The organism is Maribacter antarcticus DSM 21422, from assembly GCF_000621125.1.
In the GTDB taxonomy this organism is placed as follows: Bacteria; Bacteroidota; Bacteroidia; order Flavobacteriales; family Flavobacteriaceae; genus Maribacter; species Maribacter antarcticus.
The window spans coordinates 131,084-155,566 of sequence record NZ_JHZC01000009.1 but is presented as its reverse complement, the minus strand read 5'-3'; the positions used below and the strand labels follow the sequence as shown (position 1 = coordinate 155,566).

Below are 24,483 nucleotides of genomic sequence, written 5' to 3'. Positions count from 1 at the left end.
ATGAGCAGGGAAGATTCTAACAGAGGTAAAAAGGTATCGGGAAGACAAGGTGGTAATTTTAAGAAGAACAGTTATGCTAGAGGCAACGCTCCCATAAAAAAAAGCACCGCTCCTAAACAAGCCTCTGATCCTAATTCTATCCGTTTGAATAAATATGTGGCCAACTCTGGGGTTTGTTCTCGAAGAGATGCCGACATTTATATAGCTGCGGGTAATATTACGGTTAATGGTAAACCCATTACCGAAATGGGTTACAAAGTAAAGCTTATTGATGAGGTTAAATTTGACGGTCGCCTATTGAATCCGGTGAAGAAGGAATATGTGGTGTTGAACAAACCCAAGGATTTCAGTACTACCATTAGGGATGAAAAGGGTAAAAGACATGTTTCTGGTTTGATATCCAATGCCTCAAAATCGAAATTATTGCCTGTTGATAAGTTAGATAAGGAGGATACAGGATTACTCGTTTTTACAAATGATGGAGACCTTACCAAACGCTTAAAAAGTCCTATTAACGGTCTCCGAAAAATTTACCATTTGGTGCTGGATAGGGATTTGATTTCTGCCGATCTTCAGAAGATAAAAGAAGGTGTAACTGTAGATGAAAAGGTAGTGCGGGTGCAAGACATTAGTTATATTGATAATTCGCCAAAGCGCGAAGTAGGCGTAGAGATATTTAGTTCACGCGCCAAAATATTAGAACGTCTCTTTAAGCAATTGGATTATAAAATCATGAGGTTGGATCGCGTTGTGTATGGTGGATTGACTAAAAAGGATTTGCCTCGCGGACATTGGCGTTTCTTGACTGATCAAGAAATTATCAATTTTAATATGATAAAGTAGTATTTCCCCCAAAAATTTTAAACACTAACGCAGCAATTTCTAGTCATAGGCTTTTCTTGAAAAAAAGATAGTTTGACAATAGAATAGCTGTGTTATACAGTTTTAGGATGCCTTCTATTCCAATAGAAAAATACCTAACCAGTTATTTTTTTTGAAGTAAAATTTAATCTCTCGCATACCCATCACCAAATAAGTAGCTAACGATAATACCATGGGTATTGCCTAAGGGTGAATCGTTAAAATTTAGATTATAGCTATACATAGCCCTCATGTTCTTTAATAGATACACGCCTGCCAATAGGTTGATAGAAGAATTGGAACGATACCCTGTACCCAGCTCGAGCTTGTTTTTGTAGCTAAAGGATATGTTTGTATCTATCTGCAAGGGTGCTCCGTTTTCTCGCTTTAACAGTACACTGGGCTTAATCATGATATCCTCAAATTGGTTGGAAAAGAAACGGTATCCCAAGTACCCATAAAACGGATTCGATAGGTCTAAGTTTTCATCATTAGAGGCCAGAGTGTCCCCAAGTATATTCGGTGATGAAAGTCCCACATAAAAATTAGAGAGGTTCAATAGGATGCCTACGCCAACCGTAGGGATAGTAGCATCTATATTTGCTGCAAAATTAGGGTCGTTCATAATGCCGAGCTCCAGAAGGTTATCCTGATATTGTTGTACACCTGGAGATATGGAGAAGGACAGTGAATTTGGGGTGTATATTTGCCAATACGGTCTGTTATTTTTGGTATCGAAGAAAATTTTATAGGAATAGGTTACAAATGCGCTGGTAGACGTAGTTACTCCTATTTCGTCCCTAATGAAACCTGCACCGAGGCCTACTTTACCTCGATTGAACGGGCTATGGATACTTAATGCAAAACTTTTGGGACTGCCTTCTATATTGTTAAAAAAGCCTGAATTGTTCAAGGTGACCTCTGTGCTTGATGCTAGACCTGCATAGGCGGTATTGATTAAGTAGGGGTTATAGTTGTATTCCCCAAAGGTAGGCGTCTGCTGTGCATTTAGGTTTTGATGACCAAATTGCGTAAGTAAGTTTAGCGCTATAAAAGCGATATAAGTTGATATTTGCTTCATTATATTATCGCTTTATGACTAGGTACCCCTGTATTTTTTTGAGGTTATGTTCCCCTGACACCTGAATGTTAAAGAAATAGGTTCCGCTGGGAAGTTCGTTCGCACCCATATTCATTTTTTTATTGGCCATACCCCTGAATACATTAGAGGCATTGTCGTAGCCCTGCACTTGGAACACTATATCTCCCCATCTATTATATATCAAAACAGTATTTTCAGGACTATCTTCAATACCATCTATAACCCAATGGTCATTTAAACCATCACCGTTTGGTGAAAATCCGTATTGCGTGATGTCAGGTACAATGGCTGTAGTAAAGCGTTCTTCAGTACATCCAACTGCATTTCCATCTTCGTTATAAGGAATCACAGTTACAAAGATTTCTGTGTTTTCTGTAAAATCTTGAGTCGGTTGGTAATTTATTGAATCACCTACATCGCCAGAGAAGATTTCCGAACCGCCAGAACTTGTTCCTATAGTAATCGAATAACCAGTAGCATTAGTAATGTCGTTCCAAGATATTGTTGTAAAAAGCGGTGCACCGGATTCATTCGCTAATGGACTATTTAACATGGTACAATCTGGAACTTCAATGATTTCTTCGGTTATAAAACTTTCCTCTGTACAACCGGTAGCTTCTCCATCTTCACTATAAGGGATTACCGTAACAAAGAAAATAGTGTTTTCGTCCAATGCTGTCAAAGGAGTATAGTTTAATGTGTTGCCCATATCTCCTGCAAAGACTTCGGTGCCTCTGGAACTTGTTCCAATAGTAAGTCGATAACCTGTAGCTCTGTTTGCGGGGTTCCACGAAATAGTGGAGCCAATCAGCACATCCAACGTATCTGCCAGCGGACTGCTTAGGTTCGTGCAATTAGGAAGATTGATGATGTTTGCTGTAATAAAACTTTCTTCTGTGCACCCTGTTACATTCCCATCTGTATTATACGGTATTACCGTAACAAATATTTCTGAATTATCGATGAGGTCTGTTATTGGGTCATACGACAAGGTATTCCCCATGTCCCCCGTAAAGATATCCGATGCTCCTGAACTAGTTCCAATAGAAAGTGTATACCCTGTTGCATTGGCTATTGCATTCCATGAAATGTCAGAAGAAACGGAAACATTAGTTTCGGCGTTTAAAGGATTATTTAACATGGTACAGCTTATCAGGTCAACATCATTTTCTGTAGTAAAACTTTCCTCGGTACATCCAACGGCATCACCATCTGAATTATACGGGACTACAGTTACGAAAATTATAGTATTCCCTTCAAAGTCTGTTGTGGGATTATAACCTAACTCATTCCCTACATCACCTGTAAACAAATCTGTGCCAGCTGCTGTTGTACCAAGGGCCAACCTATACCCTGTTGCTCCCGTCGCAGCATTCCAGGTAATATTAGAACTTACAGAAACATTATTTTCGTTGTTTAGAGGGCTGCTTATGCTTGTACAAGTAGGTAGGTTCGTGTTATTTAGGGTAGTAAAACTTTCTTCGGAACATTCAACGGCATCACCGAACGTATTGTAAGGCGTTAGGATTACAAATATTTCTGTATTTTCAGGTAGGTCGTCGTTTAGGTTTAAGGTAGTTACATTACCTACATCGCCCATGTAGATGTCGCTTGTTCCAGAGCTAGTGCCTACAGAAATCCAATAACCGGTAGTATTGGCCGCAGCATTCCATGTTATATCTGTTGCCACAGGTACATCAGTAGTATTACCCAAAGGAGTACTCAACGTTGTGCATACAGGAGGGTCAGAAAGGGTTGAAGATTCCGTTCTAAAACTTTCTTCTGAACATCCCATAGCATCGCCTATATTGTTGTAAGGAATAATGGTAACGTAGTGGGTTCTATTTTGCTGAAGAAGGTCTGGAAAATTGAAGGTGTTGTTGTTTCCAACATCAATATTATTTGCCACTTCGATTCCGTCTTGTGTAGTACCAACCATGACCAAATAACCTGTTGCACCATCTACGGCGTTCCAACTAAGTTCACTATCAACAGGTACTCCTGTAGTGCCGTTACTTGGGCTTAACAGTTGAGTGCAAGCGGGAGAAACGGGAATTATTTCTGTTTTAAAACTTTCTTCTGTGCATGAGATAGCATTACCCACCTCGTTATATGGTATTATGCTAACGAAAATATCCGTATCCTCTGGTAGGTCGTCTGTTAGTTCAAATGTAGTAACATTATCAACATCCACACCATTCATAATGTCTGCAGCTCCCGTTGCTGTTCCTACGGTCAATCGATAACCATCCGCATTGGCAATAGGATTCCAACTGAGGTCCGTGTTTATAGCAACATTGGTGGTACTATTCAAGGGTTCGGTAAGACTCGTACAATTTGGGATAGTAGCAGTACTCCCTAATATATCAAAGTTCTCTTCTGCACATGGGCCTACTGCGTCTCCTGTATCATTAAAAGGAACCAAAGTTACATAGACGGAATCGCCGGTATTAAAATCTACGGAAAATTCATAAAAGGTGTTGTTGACGGTTTCGTTGTTGATAATATCATTTCCACCAGAACTAGTTCCAACTGTTAAGCGGTATCCCCTGGCAAAAAGTGTTGGTTCCCACGTTAAATTTGTGTTTAGGGGTACATCCATATCTCCGTTCAGTGGCGAGGTTAATTGTGTGCATTCCGGAACAGGACAGTCAAGTATATCATTGGTAATATTCCAACCATAAATATCAATCATAGATTGGCGTTCTTCTAAGGCATCACAAAATGGCAAGCCTTCTGCACCAAGCGTAAGACCACTTGTTAAAGTTTGTTCTGACCAAGCAATTAGCGTGTTGTCATAGTTTTCTCTTACTAATGCTGTGTTGTCCAGCATATCGCTCATATTGCTTACTTCACTAATATTCCAATCGCCCAAATATTGATTTAAAGCAGTAGCATTAAAAAAAGTGGAACGCATACTCACGGTTCCTAAGTTCCATTGATTCATAATTTGATTGTAAGCGGATGCGCCACTAAACATATAGTCCATATTACTTACACCTGACATACGCCAGTTGTTCAAACTTTGGTTGAACGTAGCAGCTCCACTAAACATTTCTTCCATAGTAATAACGCCTCTCACGTTCCAACTATTAATATCTTGGTTAAATACAGTTGCGCCTTTGAACATGTTTTCCATAGTAGTTACCGATGCTACGTTCCAGTTGTTGGTAGACTGGTTAAATAGTAATGCATTTTCAAACATGGATGCCATAGTGGTAACAAAAGAAGTATTCCAATTGTTTATATCCTGATTAAACGCTGATGCCCCGTTAAAGAGTTCTCGCATGTTTTGGACTTCGCCCGTATTCCAGTTGTTTATTGATTGTTCAAAGAGCCTTGCATCTTTGAACATAGCTTCCATAGTGGTTACCGATGCTACGTTCCAATTACCTATTTCACCATTAAACATGATAGCGTCTTCAAACATGGAGTTCATTAATGTAACGGAAGAAACATCCCAAGAGTTTAAAGGTTGGTTAAATACCGAGGCACTTTCAAACATAGAGGTCATGTTGGCTACTGCGCTAACCTCCCAAGAGTTTAAGGGTTGATTAAAAGCTTCTGCCCTTTGAAACATAAAGGACATATTTACGACAGAGTTAACATCCCAGTTTTCCATAGATTGACTATACATACTAGCATTCATAAACATACTTCGCATGTCTATAACATTGGTAACGTCCCAAGTATTTATATTTTGATTGAATTGGCTTGCACTATCGAACATGGAAGACATGTTTATTACCGAAGAAACATTCCAACTACTTAAAGTTTGATTAAATTCGGATGCGTCAGAAAACATGGAGGCCATGGTTGTCACCGAAGCAACGTTCCAAGAATTTAGGGGCTGATTGAATTCTTCTGCAGAGTTGAACATGCTTTGCATTGTAATAACATTACCCACATTCCAACTATTAATGTTTTGATTAAAAACAGGAGTGCCACTAAACATCTCTGCCATATCGGTAACATTGCTAACAATCCAACTATTTAAAGGTTGATTGAAAACTTCTGCTCTATTGAACATTTTATTCATGGTTGTTACCGAAGAAACGTCCCAGTTATTGATCGCTTGATTAAAAGCATCTGCATCTTCAAACATCCTCGCCATGTTTGTAACATTGTCTGTTTGCCAATTTGTTATGTCTTGATTAAAAACTGGTGTTCTAAAAAACATTAGCCCCATGTTCGTTACATTGCTTACATCCCAGTTGTTCAAAGGTTGATTAAAAATAGAAGTTACGCCGAACATGGCCGACATATTGGTAACATTACTAACGTTCCATGAATTAATATCACCATTAAAGTTCCGACATACAATAAACATAGACCTCATATTTTCAACAACAGAGAGGTCTGGTATATCTGTTGCGTTGTATTCCATATTTTCACAACCTGCAAACGCACTGTCCATACTTTGCCATGGTTGCGTACCCCACTGATCTATAGAAGTAAGCTTGAAAGAATCACTATCGGTATCTGCATGCCTTGGCGCGGGAAACGCCCCGATAATACTAATAGTATAGACTTCAGGAGCTAGATATGTGTGCGTAATATCTCCTGCTACGTTATTATCAAATTGTCCATCTCCCCAGTCAATGGAATAGTTATATGATAAGCCTGATCTTGTTTGGATTCTTAATTGGTTAATTGGGGTAGTTTGATTTACTTCTTGAAGCCTAGTGTCATAGGTCAGTTTAAACGCCTCTGGGCTATTTGCCCATGCTGGCACTACCCTGAAGCTTTCTTCGATACAACCTACTGCGGGGCCATCTGTATCGTTATATGGTACAATCGTTACAAATACTTCGTCACCTGATTCCAACAAGTCTTCACCAGCAGGCGTCTCAAGGTTAAGACCCACAATATTTCCGCCAACAATATTATAATTATCAAATGGTGTAGAGTCCACGCCATCTCGTGTAATTCTTACAGTAACTCTATAGCCTGTAGCGCCGGGTGTTTGTTCCCAAGTAAGGTCAGCACTCGCGGGAACATTTGTGTCCCCATTTAATGGTGAGACTAAACTGGTGCAAAGTACAAAAGAACAGTTTATTATATCACCAGTAATAGTCCAATTATGGTTGTCGATTAAATCTTGTCTTGCTATCCTACCGTCACAATAGTTGAGGTTTATTGCCCCTAGATTCACATTTGAGCTTACGGTCTGTGCCGCCCAACCAACCAAGGCATTATCATAGTTCTCTTGTGAAAGACCAGAATTTGAAAGCATATTTACCATAGTGGTTATGGCGCTAACACTCCAAGTCTCTAGATTTTGATCAAAGGCAGCTGCGTTTTGGAACATTCCGCTCATATTCGTTACTGCTGCAGTATTCCAATCAGTTAGTAATTGATCAAACACTGGGTTTTCTCCGAACATAGCATCCATCCTCGTAACGTTATCTACATCCCAATCATTCAAAGGTTGATTAAAAAGAGGAGCATCATAAAACATGTTTCTCATATCGGTAACATTACCTACCTCCCACGCCTCTAAAGGTTGATTGTAAACAGCAGCCTCCTGAAACATTGAGGCCATGTTTGTTACATTAGCTACCTCCCAACCATTAATATCTTGATTAAAACTATTGGTTTCACTAAACATACCTTGCATATTAGTAACTGCACTAACATCCCAAGCACTTATGTCTTGATTGAATTCTGAGTTCTCCCTGAACATATAGTTCATGTTGGTTACATTACTAACATCCCAAGTGTTTAGAGGTTGATTGTATATAGCGCCCCATGCCCAACCATCGAACATACTTGCCAAATTAGTTACATTACTTACATCCCAATTGTTTAGAGGGTGGTTAAAAGTTCTATGTCGGTGGAACATAAATGACATATCCATCACTTCGGATACATTCCAAATTTCTATAGAATGATTAAATAGAGACTCCCTAAACATGGCCGACATGTTGGTTACATTTCCAACTTCCCAATTGGCAATTGGTTGGTTGAATCCCGAACCTTGAAACATACCTGACATATCAGTTACCATAGTGACATCCCAATTATTCAAAGGTCTATCAAATCTGCTAGTGTAACTAAATGTCCCGGACATGTTAGTTACTTGGGTTACATCCCAGTTATTTATGTTCTGATTGAAACTACCTGCTTCAGAAAATGAGTATTCCAAGGTGTTCACCGATGCAGTGTTCCAGTTGTCCAATGGCTCATTGAATTGTCTTGCCCTATGAAATGTCCAGGACATATCGGTAACATTAATAGTATTCCAACCGTCGAGTGGTCTATTGAATATAAATGCTTCTGCGAAAAGTCCTGAAATATCTGTAATTGTACTTATATCCCAGTTATTAACAATACCATTAAAGGCAGTACATTCTCGGAACATATTTTTTAAACTTTTAACCTGTGATAGGTCAGGGGCATCTATGGCATCAAAATTTACGTTCTCACAACCATAAAAGGAATTTTCCATGCTTTGCCATTGGATATTCCCCCAACTTAAAATTTCAATAATTTTATTACGATCACCTGCTTCGTTAAAATAAATACTCGGAAAAATCCCTGTTATTTCTATAGTGTAGGTATCTGGTGCCGCATATACATGGGTTATATCTCCGGTTATGTTGGTGTCCGTATCACCATCGCCCCAATTTATTGTGTAATTATATGTGGTAAAGGCAGGATTGGTTGGAATCGTAACTTCATTATTAGCAGATGAACCTGAACTTGTATTTATTGTATTCCAAATAGATGTGAAGGATTGTGAATGAATAAATCCACTAAAAAGTATAAAAAATAGAATGAGAAGTCGCTTGGCCATAGTAAAAAGAATATTTGTCAACAACGAAATGTATTGAGGAATATTTCACTGTGTCCTCTTTATAGATACGTATTGTAAGATAAAGACGTCAAAATACTAAATATCATTGCATAATGTATTCCCCGTACTCAGTGAATATCTATTTACACAGCTGTAGTGGGTAGTTTTGTGTAGCGTGATTATTGGGTGAATTAGGTCTAATTGAATCGAACACGGGTTAGTTGTTTTAGTCGATGTTGACAGTGCTTAATTTTGTCTGAAGCCAGTTGGCCTAGTGCGATATTTTATTGTGTATCTTTTAAAATATATAACAGCAATATGTTCCAAATGAGTAAGTGGAAATATCTAAACGTACTTATTCATCTATTTTTTCAAAAGTGGTGTTTTCAAAATCCTGGTTTCCCATATAGTTATTTGTATTCCAGATTCCCGAAAAAACTTCATTGAAAGCTTTGTTTGAGGTGGTCAAGGGCCAGTGTATTCATTTTTCCTAACATATCCAGCTGAAATTTTGTAAGGTAGTGCAGCTTTTTGCCAAGGCGTTTTTGCATATATGAGGTAGTTCTCGTAATCGCTACTTTTGTAAGGTTTTATAGCATTCCAGTTGTATTCAAAATCAACTTCTTGTTGTATCTCCTCGATGTAAATTTCGCCAAAAACATACATGCTGGTCAAGCCGCTTGTCCAATTTGTAAACGCTTTTACAGCTCTAAAATTTAGCCTCGTACCAATCTGGATTTCATGGGCTTCACCTGCTTCCGAATCAAATTTATTTGTGAATTTTAGAAGGTAAGGATGCTCATGTACATGGTGTTCGTAATTCTTGGTGATATAGCAAACATTTTTTATGGCATATTCGGTGCCTATTAACTCTGCAAAAGGAAATTATGTAGCTAAGTCTTTCTTTTTGATTTTAAGGGTAAGATATAATCCAAGAATAAACAATAATAGAAAGGCGACGCCTATGAGTAGAATTTTATAAGGAAACTTTTACCTATCATATGAAGGGTTCAACAATTATACTATTACCGTTCTCTTCTAAGATTTTGTATTGCTTGTTATTTTCCATTGGTTTTTTCACGAATTTCATAATGGAACTAATAATCCTAATTGTCAATCTTGGTTTTTATGAAGATTTGAATTCCTTTCAACTTATATTCAAAGAGTATGGTAAGGGAGCAGTTAGAATTCATTTTATATTGATGTCTAACATGTTTTGCTTAAAGTTTCCGTGGTTCGATACCGTTAATTGCTGAATAACTATTCAAAAAATAAACAAACTCTTCATCTTTAAAAATCTTACTAATCTGAAAATTTCCTTTCTAAGAGATCTCTCTGTAAATTTAGATTTGGAAAAATCATCAACTGAAACCTCTAGAGTCAAATTAAGTTGTTATCTATTCTTTATTCGTTGCCAATCAATTTTATATTTCTGTTTGTAGCCAAAAAGTGCGAAGTGAGCACAAATTTTTATTTCATGTGCTTCCTCTATTGTCCCTGAAAGTATAGATGCTAAAGTTTAGCCATCTTCTCCTTAATCTCGTTCAAACATAAATTACCTAAACTACCCTCATGACTGTGTTTGATATCTCGTTTTGGTTTAAAGGTGCCCGCTTGAATTTCTTTTCCCATCTGCTTGTAGGCATCCCGGAAGGGCATTCCGTTTTGCACGAGTTCGTTTAGGGTGTCTACGCTAAAGAGATAATCGTATTTTGGGTCTTCCAAAATACTTTCGTTCACTTGTATTTCCCGTAAACTGAAACTCATGATTTCTAAACAAGCTTTCATATCCTGTATGGCAGGTACAATGATTTCTTTAACCAATTGCAAATCGCGATGGTAGCCGCTAGGAAGGTTATTAATGACCAAGGTGAGTTGATTAGGGATAGATTGAAGCTTGTTGCATTTACCTCGTACCAGTTCAAATACATCAGGATTTTTTTTATGCGGCATAATGCTGGAACCCGTGGTTAACTCATCTGGAAAAGAAATAAAATTGAAATTTTGGCTCATGTATAAACAGATATCCATCGCCATTTTTGAAAGGGTTGCAGCAATACTCGCCATACCAAAAGCTGTAGCTTTCTCCACTTTACCACGACCCATTTGTGCAGCCACTACATTATATTTCATGGTTTCAAAACCCATTTCTTTCGTTGTAAAGCTCCTATCGATAGGAAAGGAACTGCCATAACCGGCAGCGCTTCCTAAGGGGTTTTGGTCGGCAATTTTATATGCTGCATCAATAAAATAAAGGTCATCAATGAGGCTTTCGGCATAGGCAGAGAACCATAGTCCAAAAGAGGACGGCATGGCAATTTGCAGATGTGTATAACCAGGCAAGAGTACTCTCTTGTATTTGTCTGCCAAGTTTAACAGCAAATTAAAAAATATTTTAGTCATTGATTTGATTTCCGCAAGTTCATCTTTTAAATATAAATGCATGGCTACCAAAACTTGGTCGTTTCGAGATCGTGCGGTATGGATTTTCTTGCCTGTATCCCCTAAAGCCAAAGTCAGTTGGAATTCGATTTTGGAGTGCATGTCCTCAAAATTATTTTCAATAATAAAAGAACCATCTTCTATTTTTGCTGCTATGTTATCCAGTTCGGTAACCAGTTCCTTGGTCTCTTTTTCGGTCAGCAGACCAATTTCCCTCAGCATTTTAGCGTGCGCTTTTGAGGCAATGACATCGTATTTTGCCAAATGTAAATCAAGTTCGCGATCGTTGCCCACGGTAAAGTGGTCTATTTTTTTATCTGTACTAAAGCCTTTGTCCCAGAGTTTCATAGTGTTATATTCAAATTCAAATATCAGGTAGCAAACACAAGAATTTTGAGTTTGTATTTGATACTTATGTTTATGTTTTAAGGAATCCTTCTAATATTTTGATATATAAATCAATTCCCTCCTCAATTTCTTGTAGGTAAATATACTCATCTGCGGAATGGGACCGTGTGCTATCTCCTGGCCCTAATTTTAGAGATTGGCATGTCAATGCAGCTTGGTCGGATAGGGTAGGGGAACCATAGGTTTTTCTTCCTAATGCTATTCCTGATTTTACTAAGGGATGGGCTTTATTTATTTTGGAGGAGTTTAGTCTAAGACCGCGTTCTTTTATTTCACAAGGTGCTTCTGATTTGAGCAAATCAGCAATTTCTTTGTTGGAGTAGGAATCGTTTACTCGAACATCAATTACTAATGTCACCTGCGCGGGAACCACGTTATGCTGATTACCGGCATTGATTTGGGTAACCGTCATTTTTACATTGCCCAAAGCTTCAGAAGTTTTCTTGAATTTATAATTTTTAAACCATTCTAATACTTTAATGGAATTGTAAATGGAATTATTATCATTTGGGTGCGCGGCATGTGAGGGTGTGCCTTTCACTACCGCATCAAATACTACCAAACCTTTTTCGGCAATGGCCAAATCCATTAAGGTAGGTTCGCCTACAATGGCGACATCTATTTTTGGTAATTGTGGCAGTAATCCCCGTAAACTCTTCTGTCCGGCATTTTCTTCCTCCATTGAGGCCACCATAAGTATGTTGTGATTCAGGTTTTCTACTGCATAATAATGAGTGAAGGTAGCGATAAGCGAAACCAAACAACCGCCCGCATCATTACTACCTAATCCGTATAATTTACCATCTTCAACATGGGCATGAAAAGGGTCTTTGGTATATGCTTTGTTAGGTTTTACGGTGTCGTGGTGTGAGTTTAGGAGTAAAGTTGGTTTTCTATTGTCCCAGTTTTTACTTTTAGCAAAAACATTATTATTAACGCGCTCAAAGGGAATATCAAAATCCTTGAACCAATCTTCAATTGCGTCGGCGGTCTTATCTTCTTCACCAGAGAAGGATTGTATTGAAATTAGATTTTTTAATAAACCAATGGCCGTTTCAGTGAGTTGTTGCTGTGTCATTTTTATAGTGTAATCGTTGTGAAAAGTTCGTTTTCTAGGTGTAGCATAGAAGGATGTCCAATACATACTTTACCTACATTGTTATTTAAGGCATGAAAGCAGTTTTCCAATTTAGGGAGCATACCGTCGGTAATTATTCCATCTGATAATAATTGTTGATAGGTTTTGGAATCGATATGTTTCACAACGGAATCTTTATCAGTAATATTCCTTAAAACACCCTTTTTTTCAAAGCAATAGTAGAGTGTGGTCTCATATATGTCGCTCATACCAATGGCTAATTCAGAAGCAATGGTATCCGCATTGGTATTCAATAACTGCGCCTTTCCGTCATGGGTCATGGCACAGAAAACTGGTGTTAAACCCGCCTGTAGCAGTTTTGAAATTATTTTACTATTTACGTTATCAACGTCACCTGCAAAACCATAGTCGATGTCTTTAATGGGGCGTTTGTGTGCTTGGATGGCATTTCCGTCCGCACCACTTAAGCCGATTGCGTTACAATTATTCGCCTGCAATTGAGCCACGATAGTTTTATTTGTTAACCCGGCATAAACCATCGTAATCACATCTAAGGTTTCTGAGTCTGTGATTCTTCTGCCACCGACCATTTTTGATTTAATACCGAGTTTAGTGGCGATTTGTGTAGCTAATCTTCCGCCACCGTGAACAAGTATTTTGTAGCCACTAAGACTTGCGAAAAGCGTTAAGAACTGTAGGAGCTCCGTTTTGTTTTCAATGACGTCGCCACCGATTTTTATTATTGATAATTTCTGTTTCATTTTAAGCATTTAGTATTCCACCATCAATGGTCATTGAAGTGCCTGTAATCCAGGTAGAATCGTCAGAAACCAGGAACAGTGCTAATTTTGCAATATCCTCCGGTGTTCCTAAACGCTTCAGTAATGTTGCCTTTCCTGCATTAGCAACGGCTTCTTCCGGATTTTTAAAAGCGCTGGCTGAATCCCACAATAGGGGCGTATCAACAGGACCGGGGCTCATGGCATTCACCCTAATTTTAGGAGCGTACTCAACCGCCATTTGTTTCATTAAGGCTATAGAAGCTGCTTTAGTAGCACAATAGGCAGGATGATTCGGAAAGCTCTTGAATGCTGCAATGGAGGCATTTATTAGAATAGTGCCTTGCTGCTTTTGTAACTGTGGAATGGCATATTTTGAAATATAAAAAATAGCGCTAAGGTTTGTATTTAGTGTCGTATGCCAATCTTTGATAGCCAAGTCCACAACATTTCCAAGCCCTAAAATTCCTGCGTTTATAGACACAATATCTAGCTTTTTAAAGTTTTCAATAGTAGTTTTAACGAGGTGTTCATTATAGCTTGGGTCACTAACATCTCCTGCAATAAAAATAGAGCCCTTAAGTTCTTTTACAACCGAATTGCCTCGTTTTTTATTCCGCCCGGATAAAACTAATTTTGCACCTTGGGCATGAAATAATTTGGCAATGGCCCGACCCATACCACTAGTAGCGCCGGTTACAATACATACCTTATCTTTTAACTTTAAGTCCATCTTAGTTATCTTCTAATATTCTCTTTAAAACCACTTGAGCTGCGTAGGTTCTGTTATTCGCTTGTTCAATGACCAATGATTGTTCTCCATCTAAAACTGCGTCTTCGACCACAACATTTCTTCGGACCGGTAAACAATGCATGAATTTAGCATCTCCAAGTTTTTCTTGTGTCATCATCCAGTTGGAATCCTGACTCAAGACTTTTCCATATTCAGAATAACTACTCCAGTTTTTTACATAAATAAAATTAGCATTTTCGAAAGCCTTTTTCTGGTCGTACTCGATTTTCACGCCTTTGGTAACTTCCGGGTTCAGTTCATATTCTTTGGGATGGGTAATCACAAATTCCGCATCTTGCAATTGCATCATTTCTACAAAAGAATTAGCTACGGCATGCGGTAAAGCCTTTGGATGTGGCGCCCATGAAAGCACTACTTTTGGTCTTTTGATGGTCTTTTGTTCATCTAAAGTAATGGCATCGGCCAGCGCTTGCAACGGATGGCCAACGGAACTCTCCATATTCACAACAGGAATAGAAGCGTAATTTTTAAAACCATTTAAAACAATTTCTGTTTCGTCTTTTTCTTTATCGGTTAAGGAAGCAAAGGCACGAATAGCTACAATATCACAAAACTGTGAAACTACTTTAGCAGCCTCTTTAATATGCTCTGATTTCCCTTGGTCCATAACCCTCCCATCCTCAAATTCTAATTGCCAACCTTCGCTGCCGAAGTTCATTACCATCACTTCCAAACCTAAATTCATTGCAGCTTTTTGAGTGCTAAGACGGGTCCTTAGACTGTTGTTAAAGAACAGTAGGCAAATGGTTTTACCAGCTCCTAAGGCCTTATTAGCCCTTGGATTTTCTTTTAATTTACGAGCTTCTGAAACCCAATTGGGGAGAGCGTCGATATCTTTTATAGACAGGTAGTTCATTGTATGCTTATTTTGGTATAGTGGGAGATGCCACTGAGGGCGTCATTTATAAAGTTGTCTTTTAATCCATTTACAATCCATGTTTCTATGAATGCTTTTTGAGCAATAGTTGCCGCTTCAATTTTAGACTGCATGCCTCCCGTGCCATGAGATGATTTTTCCAGACTGATTTCTTGTACCAAATCATTAATATTAGAAACCGTTGTTATGGTTTTAGGTTTTCCTTTTGCTATAGATGCTTTTGTATAGATTCCATCGGTATTGGTTGCTATTATTAGCAGGTCTACTTGTAACAGAGCAGCGGTTAGTGCAGCCAATTTGTCATTATCCCCAAACTGAATTTCATCTGTTGAAACAGTATCATTTTCATTGATGATGGGAATAAAATTATTAGCAACTAAGACGTTAATCGTATTCTTAATATTTTCTTGTGATTCAGCTTTTTCAAAATCAGAATAAGATAATAAACACTGTGAAGTAAACAAACCAAGCTCCCTAAAATTCTCTTGAAAAATACGCATTAGATGGGGTTGGCCAATAGATGCTAGGGCCTGCTTTATGTTGATTTCCTCCCCGTTGTGCTCTAGTTTTACGAATTGTTTAGCTGCGGAAATCGCTCCTGAGCTGACAATGATGAATTCGTAATCATCTGTTAGTTTCGCTATCTGTCTACCGATATCTTCTATTTTTCCTCTGGAAATCTGATTGGTTTCCCTGGTCAAGGTATTGGAGCCAATTTTTAGTAATATTCTTTTCTTGGCCATAATTATCTGGTTTGTCCGTTGCCTTTTACATACCATTTATTTGTAACCAAGTGCTGTAAGCCGATAGGGCCTCTTTGGTGTAATTTATCTGTGCTGATAGCTAACTCACCGCCCAAGCCAAATTGACCTCCATCGGTGAAACGGGTTGACGCATTGTGATATACTGCAGCCGAATCTACGGATTCCATAAACTCGTTTGCTTTTTTAGTATTATCTGTTATTATCGCTGCAGAATGCCCACCACCGAAGGTATTTATTTTTAAAATGGCATCCTCCAAATTCATTGCTTGCCCAATGGCTATTTTATAATCTAAAAACTCTTCATGCCAAATATGTTCATCTTTAATAGGATTCGTTCCCTCTAGGCTGGAAAGCGCAGTATCAGCAAAAATCTCAACCTTACTTTTTTGTAATTCTAGAATTACATGTTGTAAAAACTGGTGTTTTCCAACCAAATCTGAAGCCACCAGGACTTTATCTAGAGCATTACATGCAGATATTTTCGTGGTCTTGCCATTGATGATGATATCCAAAGCCATTTGCAAATCAGCCTCTGAATCTACATAGACAAAATTGTTTCCACGCCCACTTACAATTACGGGACACCTGGCATGTTGTTTGACAAAAGCAATCAATCTTTCACCTCCCCTCGGAACAATTAAATCTAGCTTTTGAGATGGTTTTTCTAGAAAGGCTTGTGTTTCTGTTCGATCAAATTGTAAATAGGTGACCCAGGTTGTATCACAATTATTTTCTTTGAGTGCTTTATGCCATAATGCTACTAAAACCAGATTGCTATTCAAGGATTCTTTACCTCCTTTCAAAAGTATTTTATTCCCCGATTTGAACGCGATACCTGTGGCTTCAATTGTCACATCAGGTCTAGATTCATAGATAATGAGAATGGTACCGAACGGAGCGGTTTTATTACTGATATGCATTCCATTCTTATGAGTTGTTGCAAAGCGTTCAATACCTAATGGGTCGGGTTCAGCCGTTAACTGATTCAGAGATAAAATCATACCATCAATTTTACTTTGATTCACTTTTAGCCTGTCTCGCATAGAAATATCATCCCCTAAATACGTATCCAAATCAATTTGATTGGCAGTAAGAATGTAGGTTTGACTTTCTGCGATGCTTTTAGCCATTGAAGTTAATACGGCATTTCGTTTCTCGATAGTCAGTTGCTTGTTCATTATAGTACTTTTTTAAGGGCATTGAAGAATATATCGATGTGTTCTTTGGTAATATTTAAGGCTGGTAAGATGCGAAGTACATGCTTATCCTTAGCACCACCTGTAAATAGATACTGCTCATAAATTAATTTTTTACGTAATTCTGCGACTTCAAAATCAAATTCTAATCCAAGCATCAGCCCTCTGCCTTTTACTCTTTTCACCTGCGGGATTTCAGCGGCCTTTTTACTAAAATAAAGACCCAATTGGGTTGCATTTTCAAGTAAGTTTTCTTTTTCTAAAACTTCTAAAACAGCCATCGTCGCCACACAGGCTAAATGGTTACCGCCAAACGTAGTTCCTAAAAGTCCGTAGGATGCTTTAATGCTTTCATGTATCAAGATGCCACCAACCGGGAATCCATTCCCCATTCCTTTGGCAATGCTAATAATATCCGGTTCAATATTGTGATGTTGAAAACCAAAGAAGGCACCACTTCTACCAAAACCGGATTGTACTTCATCAGCAATTAAAACTGCATTATTTTGTTTTGATAACTGGGCAATTTTTTGATAGAATTGGGTAGATGGTTCGTCTAATCCCCCTACACCTTGTATGGCCTCGATAATTACTCCACATACATCTCCCTTTCCAATTTCGATTTTGAAAGATTTAATATCGTTCAAGGGTAGTATGGTGACTTTCTGCTGTTTGTTAAGGGGAGCGTTTATTTTTTCGTTGTCCGTTACCGCAACAGCGGCCGAGGTTCTTCCGTGGAAACCGTTTTTAAATGCAATAACACGAGATTTTCCGGTATGAAAGGAAGCCATTTTCAATGCGTTCTCGTTAGCTTCTGCGCCAGAATTACATAGAAAAAGATTGTAATCTTCACAGTGGGAAAGTTGTCCTAATTTTGTCGCCAACTCCACCTGTAATGGATTTTGAACGGCATTACTATAAAACCCGATTTTATCTAATTGGTCTTTTAACCGTTTCACATAATGCGGATGTGAATGCCCTATGGAAATGACAGCATGTCCTCCATAAAAATCGAGGTATTCTTGTCCTTTGTCATCGGTAACTACAATACCTCTTGCTGAGACAGGAGTTACGTTATATAATGGGTAAACGTCAAATAGGTTCATATTTTTAAAATTCAAATTCAATACGTTTGGAGAAAGCTTACCCTTTGTATTTGTGTTTATTTTTCTTTAAAGTTGTCTTTCCTTTATTCTACTTATTTTTTCAAAGGAAGCGACAATACCTTGAATGAGCGATGAGCTCAACCCTTGGTGTTCCATTTCGTTCAGGCCTTGAATGGTACAACCTTTAGGAGTGGTTACCTTGTCTATCTCTGCTTCTGGGTGACTACCTGATTGAATTAGGAGTCCAGCAGCTCCGTTTGCAGTATGCATCGCTAATTCTTGTGCCTCTTTAGCATCAAAACCAAGTTGAATTGCCCCTTGTGTGGTGGCGCGAATCAAACGCATCCAAAAGGCAATTCCGCTAGCACAAATAACAGTGGCCGCTTGCATTTGTTCCTCAGGTATTTCTAAAGTATGCCCCATTTTGTTAAAGATGGCTTTTGCTAAATTTATTCGTTTTTCTCCTGTTTCATTTGCACAAATACAAGTCATTGATTTACCAACTGAAATGGCAGTATTAGGCATACAAAGAATAACATGGTGCTTTGAGCCGATGATAGCCTCTATTTTCGCTATACTAAAACCAGTAATTGTAGAAATGATTACGTGTTTTTTGGTTAGCAAATCTTTTATATTTTCAAGAATTGCTTCTAATTGACTAGGTTGTACAGCAAATATCAAGATTTCTGACTTTTTTACAGCCTCTCTATTATCAGAGGTAATAATCACATTACCATACTTTTCGAAATTGTAAATCTCAGTTGTATTTCTTTTCGTAAGGTATAAGTGATTTGACCCCTTGGAATTTAAAATACCCGTTGCTATTGATAACCCTAAGTTGCCTGCTCCTATAATTGCTATTTTCATTATCAGTATTCTATCACGATTCTCTCGTATGCGGGAATCTGTTTTTCTTTTGATTACGCAAGATATCTCCCTTAATCCCTCCTTATTAGCAGGTAAACTATCTGTAATTCTAACGTTTAACGTCGTACTTCAAAACACTACAGCTTTTAAATTTAGTCCTAAATCTTCTTCCATTCCAAAAAGTAGATTCATATTCTGAACTGCTTGTCCGGAGGCACCTTTTAATAAGTTATCTATTACTGATGTTATCAGTAAGGTGTCTTCGTGTTTGTGTAAATGGATATGGCATTGGTTTGTATTTACTACCTGTTTTAAGTTAAGTGGGTCCTCTGAAACATGCGTAAATAATGCATTACTATAAAATGTTTTATACAGTAGTTGCGCATCTTCCAAACTTCCATCAAAATGGGTATACGCAGTAGCGAGAATTCCGCGAGTAAAATTTCCTCGGTTTGGTAAGAAGAATAATTCACTGGCATCTTTTTGTAAGGATGTTAGGCTCTCTTTAATTTCTCCTAAATGTTGATGGGTAAACGGTTTGTACCAGCTTACATTATTATTTCTCCAACTAAAATGCGAAGTTGAGGATGGACTAACGCCTGCACCTGTACTGCCGGTTACGGCGTTGATGTGTACGGCAGAACTTAGTTTTGTTGCTTTTGCTAAAGGAAGCAGTCCTAATTGAATTGCTGTAGCAAAACAACCTGGATTGGCTATATATTGAGCATTTTCTATCTGTGTTCTATTCAGTTCTGGTAGGCCATATATAAAATTATTCCCCTTAAAATTAGCATCTGCCTGTAATCTAAAATCATTGCTTAAATCAATGATTTTAGTGACACTCGAAAAGGAATGTTCCTTCAAAAATTGTGTAGAATTGCCATGTCCCAAACAAAGAAAGACAACATCCACATTGAAGTTTACGTCTCCTGTAAAAGTCATGTCGGTTTGCCCTATTAGGTCAGGATGTGCAGATGATAAGGGTTTCTCTGCCCTTGTGGTGCTATATACAAAATCGATTTCTGTTGCCGGATGTTGTAATAGGATTCGAATCAGTTCTCCACCTGTATACCCTGACCCTCCAATTATGCCTATTTTAATCATTTTTTACGTTTAACCACTAATTATTCACATGACTATAAATCTTCCCAGAATTCGATAATATTTTAATAAAGCCTTTCGCTTCAACCGCTGTCCAACCCTCATTCATTTCGCCATAGCTACCAAAGGAAGCGTTCATTAAATCATGCGGTGATGAGATGCCGTTTAACCGAAATTGGAAAGGATAGAGGCTTATGAACACGTCTCCCGAAACTGTTTTCTGGGTATCTGTCAAAAATGCTTCTATATTTCTCATTACCGCATCCAAATAATTTCCTTCGTGCAACAGCATTCCATAGAAATTACCTTGTTGCTCTTTTTGGAACTGCTGCCACTTGGTAAGGGTATGCTTTTCCAATAAGTGATGTGCCTTAATGATAATCAATGCAGCTGCAGCCTCAAAACCTACTCGGCCTTTTATGCCTATAATGGTATCGCCCACGTGGATGTCGCGGCCAATGGCATATTTGCTGGCCATAGCTTCCAGTTTTTCAATGTTGTTTACAGGAGTATCATTTTCCTCATTTATCGCTACCAATTCTCCTTTATTGAACGTGAGTTTTACATCGGACGGTTCTTTTTCCTCTAGCTGACTAGGGTAGGCACTATCTGGTAATGGTTTTTCTGAGGTTAATGTTTCTTCACCACCAACAGAGGTTCCCCAGAGCCCCTTATTGATGGAGTATTTAGCCTTTTCCCAAGGATAATCTACTCCGTTTTCTTTCAAATAGGTAATCTCTGTTTCACGAGATAGTTTGTTATCTCTAATGGGGGTGATAATTTCTATTTCTGGAGCGATAATTTGAAAAATCATATCAAAACGAACTTGGTCGTTTCCCGCACCCGTACTGCCGTGAGCAATGTATTTGGCGCCTACCTCCTTGGCATAGTTCACTATTTCAATAGCCTGTACGATACGTTCCGCACTTACTGATAAGGGATAGGTGTTGTTCTTTAGGACATTTCCAAAAATGAGATATTTCACCACCTTTTCATAAAAGGTCTGCACGGCATCTATGGAGGTATAGTATGTTGCTCCAAGTTCCAGTGCTTTTTGCTTAATATTTTTTATTTCTTCGGATGAAAACCCGCCTGTGTTTACGCTTACCGCATGTACCTCATATCCTTTCTCTTTACTCAAATATTTGGCGCAGTAGGAAGTGTCTAATCCGCCGCTATATGCTAAAACAAGCTTTTTCATGATATTACTATTTTTTAGTTTTCTTTAAAAATAAACTCTTTTATACTTCTTAACCGTTTAAACGCCTTCCTGTTTAGGGTTTCTTTCTTAGCTTCCGGTTTTGCCTTAGGGTCGTGCAACATCCCTGTACAAAGGCATAGCTTTCGTTCCGTACGGGTAAGGATATCAAAATTTTTGCAGGTTTGGCAGCCTTTCCAGAATTCCGGATCATCGGTTAGTTCGGAAAAGGTAACCGGTTTATAACCTAGCTCGTAGTTGATTTTCATTACTGCCAGTCCGGTAGTAATACCAAATATTTTAGCATCGGGAAACTTCTCTTTACTAAGTTTAAAAACCAGCTGTTTTATTTTTTTCGCTAACCCTTGTCCCCTAAAACTAGGATGTACGATTAGGCCAGAATTAGCAACATATTTTCCATGTCCCCAGACTTCAATATAACAGAAACCGGCGAAGATGTCGCCATCCAAGGCAATAACGGCATTACCATTATGTAGTTTTTTCTGTATATAATCTGGTGTACGCTTTGCGATTCCAGTACCTCTGACTTTTGCGGATTCCTCAATGGTATCGCAAATATCTTGGGCGTATTTAAAATGTGATTCGTTAGCAACAACAAGTTTCATTGCTATAGGGTTTTAGAAAGTAAAAAATAAATTGATTTTGTTTATGCGGAAATGGACTCACCTATTTCCATAAATAGTTTATACCCTTACGGGCGACGGCGGCGTACGCTAACAAAAGTGACAACCGGAATAGAAATCCAGGTAGAAGTATGTATATGTGCTTTTGTTGTCATTATAAAGTAAATGTACAATTATTATCGAATTATCCTAAAGGAGATGAGAAAAAATACAAATAGTTTAGGATTTGTTACGATGCATACCAATTTCATAGATTATCAACCCATATATTGTAATATATTCAATAGCAAGAAGGTATAAGCTTTCCTTGAAACCTAATTGTGAATAGGCGAAATAGCTCAATACCACAGCCGCCGACCATACTACGGCGTATCTATATGTTGTAAAAATAGAAAGCGTTACTAAGAAAATTAGATACCATGGATGCACGGTAGCCGATAGGAAGTAGTAAAGCGTAAGTACCCACATCATAGAGGACAATAATACCCGAAGGTCTTGGTTTTTTCTTAGGAAAGTAAACAGTAGGATAATGCCTATGGTAAGGACGGGTGTTATTTTGCCATATGTTTTTATGAGTTCCCATGGTTTGGCATCAAAATGAATCGCTATTTGCTTAACAGCGTTGTATAAACCTGCGTTAAATTCAAAGTTGGAAAACCAGAGTCCAATAGTTTTTGAATAATTATGAATGAATTCCGATGTGTAAAAAGGAGTAAACAGTACAACCAAAGTTAGGCCTACAAGGATATAAAAGAGGATGCTTCTTTTAAGACCGAAATGGGTTAGGAACAGCGGTAAAAATAATAAAGGCACCAATTTAACCGATATGGAACAGGCGAGAACCACAGCGGCCCATTGCCATTTATTTACGGATAGCAGATACATGGACCACACAAAAAAGAACAGCATAACGCCTTCAAAGTGAAGATTTCCTGTGAGTTCTATAACCACCAAAGGATTTAGGAAATACCAAAAAATTAGGTGTGGGGAACGGTTTAGTTTTTTCAGAAGTTTACGTCCAAAATAGAAAACGCCCACATCAGCTAGTATAATTATGCCTCGCAACGCTATAACAGAACCGAGGATACTTTTACCACCTAAAAATGTCGTTAGCGCAAATAAAAGCTGGTTTAAGGGTGGGTAGTTGCTAAAATGCTTGGCGCTTAAACTACCCATACCTTGATAGAGTTGCTCGGCATTTTGGATGATGAGGTTGGGTTTTGAAATAAGGCTATTGGGAACTTCTAAATAGGGGTTTATGAAATTTAGAACCAATTGTCCGTCCCATATAAACCGATAAAAATCCTGTGAGAGATTAGGTTCCGTAAGCAAAAACACAAGCCGTGATAGGATACCGACTGCCAAGAGCAATTTAAAATTCCATTTCTCGAATTGTATCAATTTATAACATAAAAAGAACAGTGCGGCAAAGAGACCTAGAAGTTTCGGGAAATCAGTTCGCTCCAAGTGGTAGGCAAAAGTGTAATAGAAAACAATGCTTAATAGGGCCAGTATGAGAGGTACCTTATGTAGTTTCAGGTATATGATGGTACTATTGGCCATTAAATTAGGTTGTTTATGTCGACGAATTTAATAGTTTTTACCTATTGGAAATTTACCTTTCTATCATTTTACCTAAAAGTTCCTTCATCATTTTTGCAGCGAGGTAAGCGGTCATATCCTGAATATCCCTATCCGGATTGTATTCTACAATATCGGCTCCAACAACTTCTGTATTTATGTTTTGTATCATATTTATGACCTGTCTCGAAGAGAGTCCACCTGGCTCGTTATGCGAAACGCCCGGTGCATAGGCTGGGTCAAATCCGTCCATATCTAAAGAAATATAAAGAGGGTTTTTGAATTCAGGAACGGACAAAGCATGTAAATGGCGCATTTCCTGAATGTCTACCTTGTATTTTTTTGCTTGCGCTGCTTGATGCGGATTTAAGGTTCGGATACCTACTTGTACTAAGCGTACGGCAAAACCATTTTCCATGATACGGGCAAAGGGGCATGCGTGTGAATACGGGTCGCCCTCAAATTCGTGGTAGAGGTCTGCATGGGCATCAATATGTAAAATATCTAGTTTCGGATAGTGGTCATAATAGGCCTTAATGACGGGAAAGGTAACCGAATGGTCTCCTCCTAAAGAAAGAATCTTATTGCCTGTTTTTAAGTGGTCACGGGTAATTTTTTCAATATCAAAATATTCCTTTATTTCAAAATCCCCTTTGTCCGTAATAACTTCGCTTTCTATAGAAATTCCATTTTCTGAAAATAGGTTCATGGAATCACTGTAGAGTGCTTTCCGTATTAAAGCCGGTGCTTTTGCCGGTCCGCGCTGAAAAGAAGATTTAGCATCCCACACTAGCCCTTGTATATTTATTTTAGTCATTGTTTTATTTTATTCTAAAAATGGAAGT

General features: G+C 38.2%; 17 protein-coding genes. 1 reads left to right on the top strand and 16 read right to left on the bottom strand.

Annotated features, from left to right (window positions below; translation table 11 throughout):
* A complete protein-coding gene (locus tag Q360_RS0110660) occupies nt 1-843 on the top strand; it encodes a pseudouridine synthase (protein ID WP_027077089.1) in 843 nt (280 codons plus the stop codon).
* Nucleotides 844-1,006: 163 nt separating this feature from the next.
* On the opposite strand, the gene Q360_RS0110655 is transcribed toward Q360_RS0110660, so the two are convergent.
* From Q360_RS0110655 to speB, 16 genes are all read right to left on the bottom strand, one after another.
* Nucleotides 1,007-1,942, bottom strand: a complete 936-nt coding sequence (locus tag Q360_RS0110655; RefSeq protein WP_027077088.1) for a PorP/SprF family type IX secretion system membrane protein — start codon at nt 1,940-1,942, stop codon at nt 1,007-1,009.
* A gap of 4 nt (nt 1,943-1,946) precedes the next feature.
* On the bottom strand, nt 1,947-8,762 hold the full coding sequence (locus tag Q360_RS24665; RefSeq protein ID WP_051554662.1) for a BspA family leucine-rich repeat surface protein: 6,816 nt from the start codon (nt 8,760-8,762) through the stop codon (nt 1,947-1,949).
* Nucleotides 8,763-10,274: 1,512 nt separating this feature from the next.
* Nucleotides 10,275-11,552, bottom strand: coding sequence for an argininosuccinate lyase (gene argH, locus Q360_RS0110630; protein WP_027077086.1), 1,278 nt, complete (start codon nt 11,550-11,552; stop codon nt 10,275-10,277).
* 70 nt (nt 11,553-11,622) lie between these two features.
* Nucleotides 11,623-12,690 carry a M20 family metallo-hydrolase gene (locus tag Q360_RS0110625; protein WP_036195655.1) on the bottom strand — a complete coding sequence of 356 codons (1,068 nt, stop codon included), beginning with the start codon at nt 12,688-12,690 and terminating at the stop codon, nt 11,623-11,625.
* 2 nt (nt 12,691-12,692) lie between these two features.
* Complete coding sequence (gene argB / locus Q360_RS0110620; protein WP_027077084.1) at nt 12,693-13,472, bottom strand: acetylglutamate kinase; 780 nt, start codon at nt 13,470-13,472, stop codon at nt 12,693-12,695.
* A gap of 1 nt (nt 13,473) precedes the next feature.
* Nucleotides 13,474-14,223: an SDR family NAD(P)-dependent oxidoreductase gene (locus tag Q360_RS0110615; RefSeq protein WP_027077083.1), complete on the bottom strand. Its 750-nt coding sequence runs from the start codon at nt 14,221-14,223 to the stop codon at nt 13,474-13,476.
* 1 nt (nt 14,224) lies between these two features.
* Nucleotides 14,225-15,160 (bottom strand): Rossmann-fold NAD(P)-binding domain-containing protein, encoded by a 936-nt coding sequence (locus Q360_RS0110610; protein WP_027077082.1) that lies wholly within the window; start codon nt 15,158-15,160, stop codon nt 14,225-14,227.
* Entirely contained in the window at nt 15,157-15,924 is a 768-nt protein-coding gene (proB, locus tag Q360_RS0110605) for a glutamate 5-kinase (RefSeq protein WP_027077081.1), read from the bottom strand. The genes Q360_RS0110610 and proB overlap by 4 nt, the downstream gene beginning before the upstream one ends.
* 2 nt (nt 15,925-15,926) lie before the next feature.
* Nucleotides 15,927-17,123 carry a glutamate-5-semialdehyde dehydrogenase gene (locus Q360_RS0110600; protein ID WP_027077080.1) on the bottom strand — a complete coding sequence of 399 codons (1,197 nt, stop codon included), beginning with the start codon at nt 17,121-17,123 and terminating at the stop codon, nt 15,927-15,929.
* Nucleotides 17,123-18,247: an aspartate aminotransferase family protein gene (locus tag Q360_RS0110595; protein ID WP_027077079.1), complete on the bottom strand. Its 1,125-nt coding sequence runs from the start codon at nt 18,245-18,247 to the stop codon at nt 17,123-17,125. Before Q360_RS0110595 ends, Q360_RS0110600 begins: the two co-directional genes overlap by 1 nt.
* Nucleotides 18,248-18,313: 66 nt before the next feature.
* Nucleotides 18,314-19,114, bottom strand: a complete 801-nt coding sequence (proC, locus tag Q360_RS0110590; RefSeq protein WP_027077078.1) for a pyrroline-5-carboxylate reductase — start codon at nt 19,112-19,114, stop codon at nt 18,314-18,316.
* 129 nt (nt 19,115-19,243) lie between these two features.
* On the bottom strand, nt 19,244-20,218 hold the full coding sequence (argC, locus tag Q360_RS0110585) for an N-acetyl-gamma-glutamyl-phosphate reductase (RefSeq protein WP_027077077.1): 975 nt from the start codon (nt 20,216-20,218) through the stop codon (nt 19,244-19,246).
* A 16-nt stretch (nt 20,219-20,234) separates the two neighbouring features.
* Nucleotides 20,235-21,416, bottom strand: coding sequence for an argininosuccinate synthase (argG, locus tag Q360_RS0110580; protein ID WP_027077076.1), 1,182 nt, complete (start codon nt 21,414-21,416; stop codon nt 20,235-20,237).
* Nucleotides 21,417-21,430: 14 nt separating this feature from the next.
* Nucleotides 21,431-22,039, bottom strand: coding sequence for a GNAT family N-acetyltransferase (locus tag Q360_RS0110575; RefSeq protein WP_027077075.1), 609 nt, complete (start codon nt 22,037-22,039; stop codon nt 21,431-21,433).
* A gap of 237 nt (nt 22,040-22,276) precedes the next feature.
* Nucleotides 22,277-23,620 carry a hypothetical protein gene (locus tag Q360_RS0110570; RefSeq protein WP_027077074.1) on the bottom strand — a complete coding sequence of 448 codons (1,344 nt, stop codon included), beginning with the start codon at nt 23,618-23,620 and terminating at the stop codon, nt 22,277-22,279.
* 52 nt (nt 23,621-23,672) lie between these two features.
* Nucleotides 23,673-24,455, bottom strand: coding sequence for an agmatinase (gene speB, locus Q360_RS0110565; protein WP_027077073.1), 783 nt, complete (start codon nt 24,453-24,455; stop codon nt 23,673-23,675).
* Nucleotides 24,456-24,483 lie beyond the last annotated feature (28 nt).

Excerpts from the sequence above, each read along its gene's own strand:
- Q360_RS0110660 (WP_027077089.1), top strand. The coding sequence starts at position 1 with ATGAGCAGGGAAGATTCTAACAGAGGTAAAAAGGTATCGGGAAGACAA.
- Q360_RS0110655 (WP_027077088.1), bottom strand. The coding sequence starts at position 1,942 with ATGAAGCAAATATCAACTTATATCGCTTTTATAGCGCTAAACTTACTT.
- Q360_RS24665 (WP_051554662.1), bottom strand. The coding sequence starts at position 8,762 with ATGGCCAAGCGACTTCTCATTCTATTTTTTATACTTTTTAGTGGATTT.
- argH (WP_027077086.1), bottom strand. The coding sequence starts at position 11,552 with ATGAAACTCTGGGACAAAGGCTTTAGTACAGATAAAAAAATAGACCAC.
- Q360_RS0110625 (WP_036195655.1), bottom strand. The coding sequence starts at position 12,690 with ATGACACAGCAACAACTCACTGAAACGGCCATTGGTTTATTAAAAAAT.
- argB (WP_027077084.1), bottom strand. The coding sequence starts at position 13,472 with ATGAAACAGAAATTATCAATAATAAAAATCGGTGGCGACGTCATTGAA.
- Q360_RS0110615 (WP_027077083.1), bottom strand. The coding sequence starts at position 14,223 with ATGGACTTAAAGTTAAAAGATAAGGTATGTATTGTAACCGGCGCTACT.
- Q360_RS0110610 (WP_027077082.1), bottom strand. The coding sequence starts at position 15,160 with ATGAACTACCTGTCTATAAAAGATATCGACGCTCTCCCCAATTGGGTT.
- proB (WP_027077081.1), bottom strand. The coding sequence starts at position 15,924 with ATGGCCAAGAAAAGAATATTACTAAAAATTGGCTCCAATACCTTGACC.
- Q360_RS0110600 (WP_027077080.1), bottom strand. The coding sequence starts at position 17,123 with ATGAACAAGCAACTGACTATCGAGAAACGAAATGCCGTATTAACTTCA.
- Q360_RS0110595 (WP_027077079.1), bottom strand. The coding sequence starts at position 18,247 with ATGAACCTATTTGACGTTTACCCATTATATAACGTAACTCCTGTCTCA.
- proC (WP_027077078.1), bottom strand. The coding sequence starts at position 19,114 with ATGAAAATAGCAATTATAGGAGCAGGCAACTTAGGGTTATCAATAGCA.
- argC (WP_027077077.1), bottom strand. The coding sequence starts at position 20,218 with ATGATTAAAATAGGCATAATTGGAGGGTCAGGGTATACAGGTGGAGAA.
- argG (WP_027077076.1), bottom strand. The coding sequence starts at position 21,416 with ATGAAAAAGCTTGTTTTAGCATATAGCGGCGGATTAGACACTTCCTAC.
- Q360_RS0110575 (WP_027077075.1), bottom strand. The coding sequence starts at position 22,039 with ATGAAACTTGTTGTTGCTAACGAATCACATTTTAAATACGCCCAAGAT.
- Q360_RS0110570 (WP_027077074.1), bottom strand. The coding sequence starts at position 23,620 with ATGGCCAATAGTACCATCATATACCTGAAACTACATAAGGTACCTCTC.
- speB (WP_027077073.1), bottom strand. The coding sequence starts at position 24,455 with ATGACTAAAATAAATATACAAGGGCTAGTGTGGGATGCTAAATCTTCT.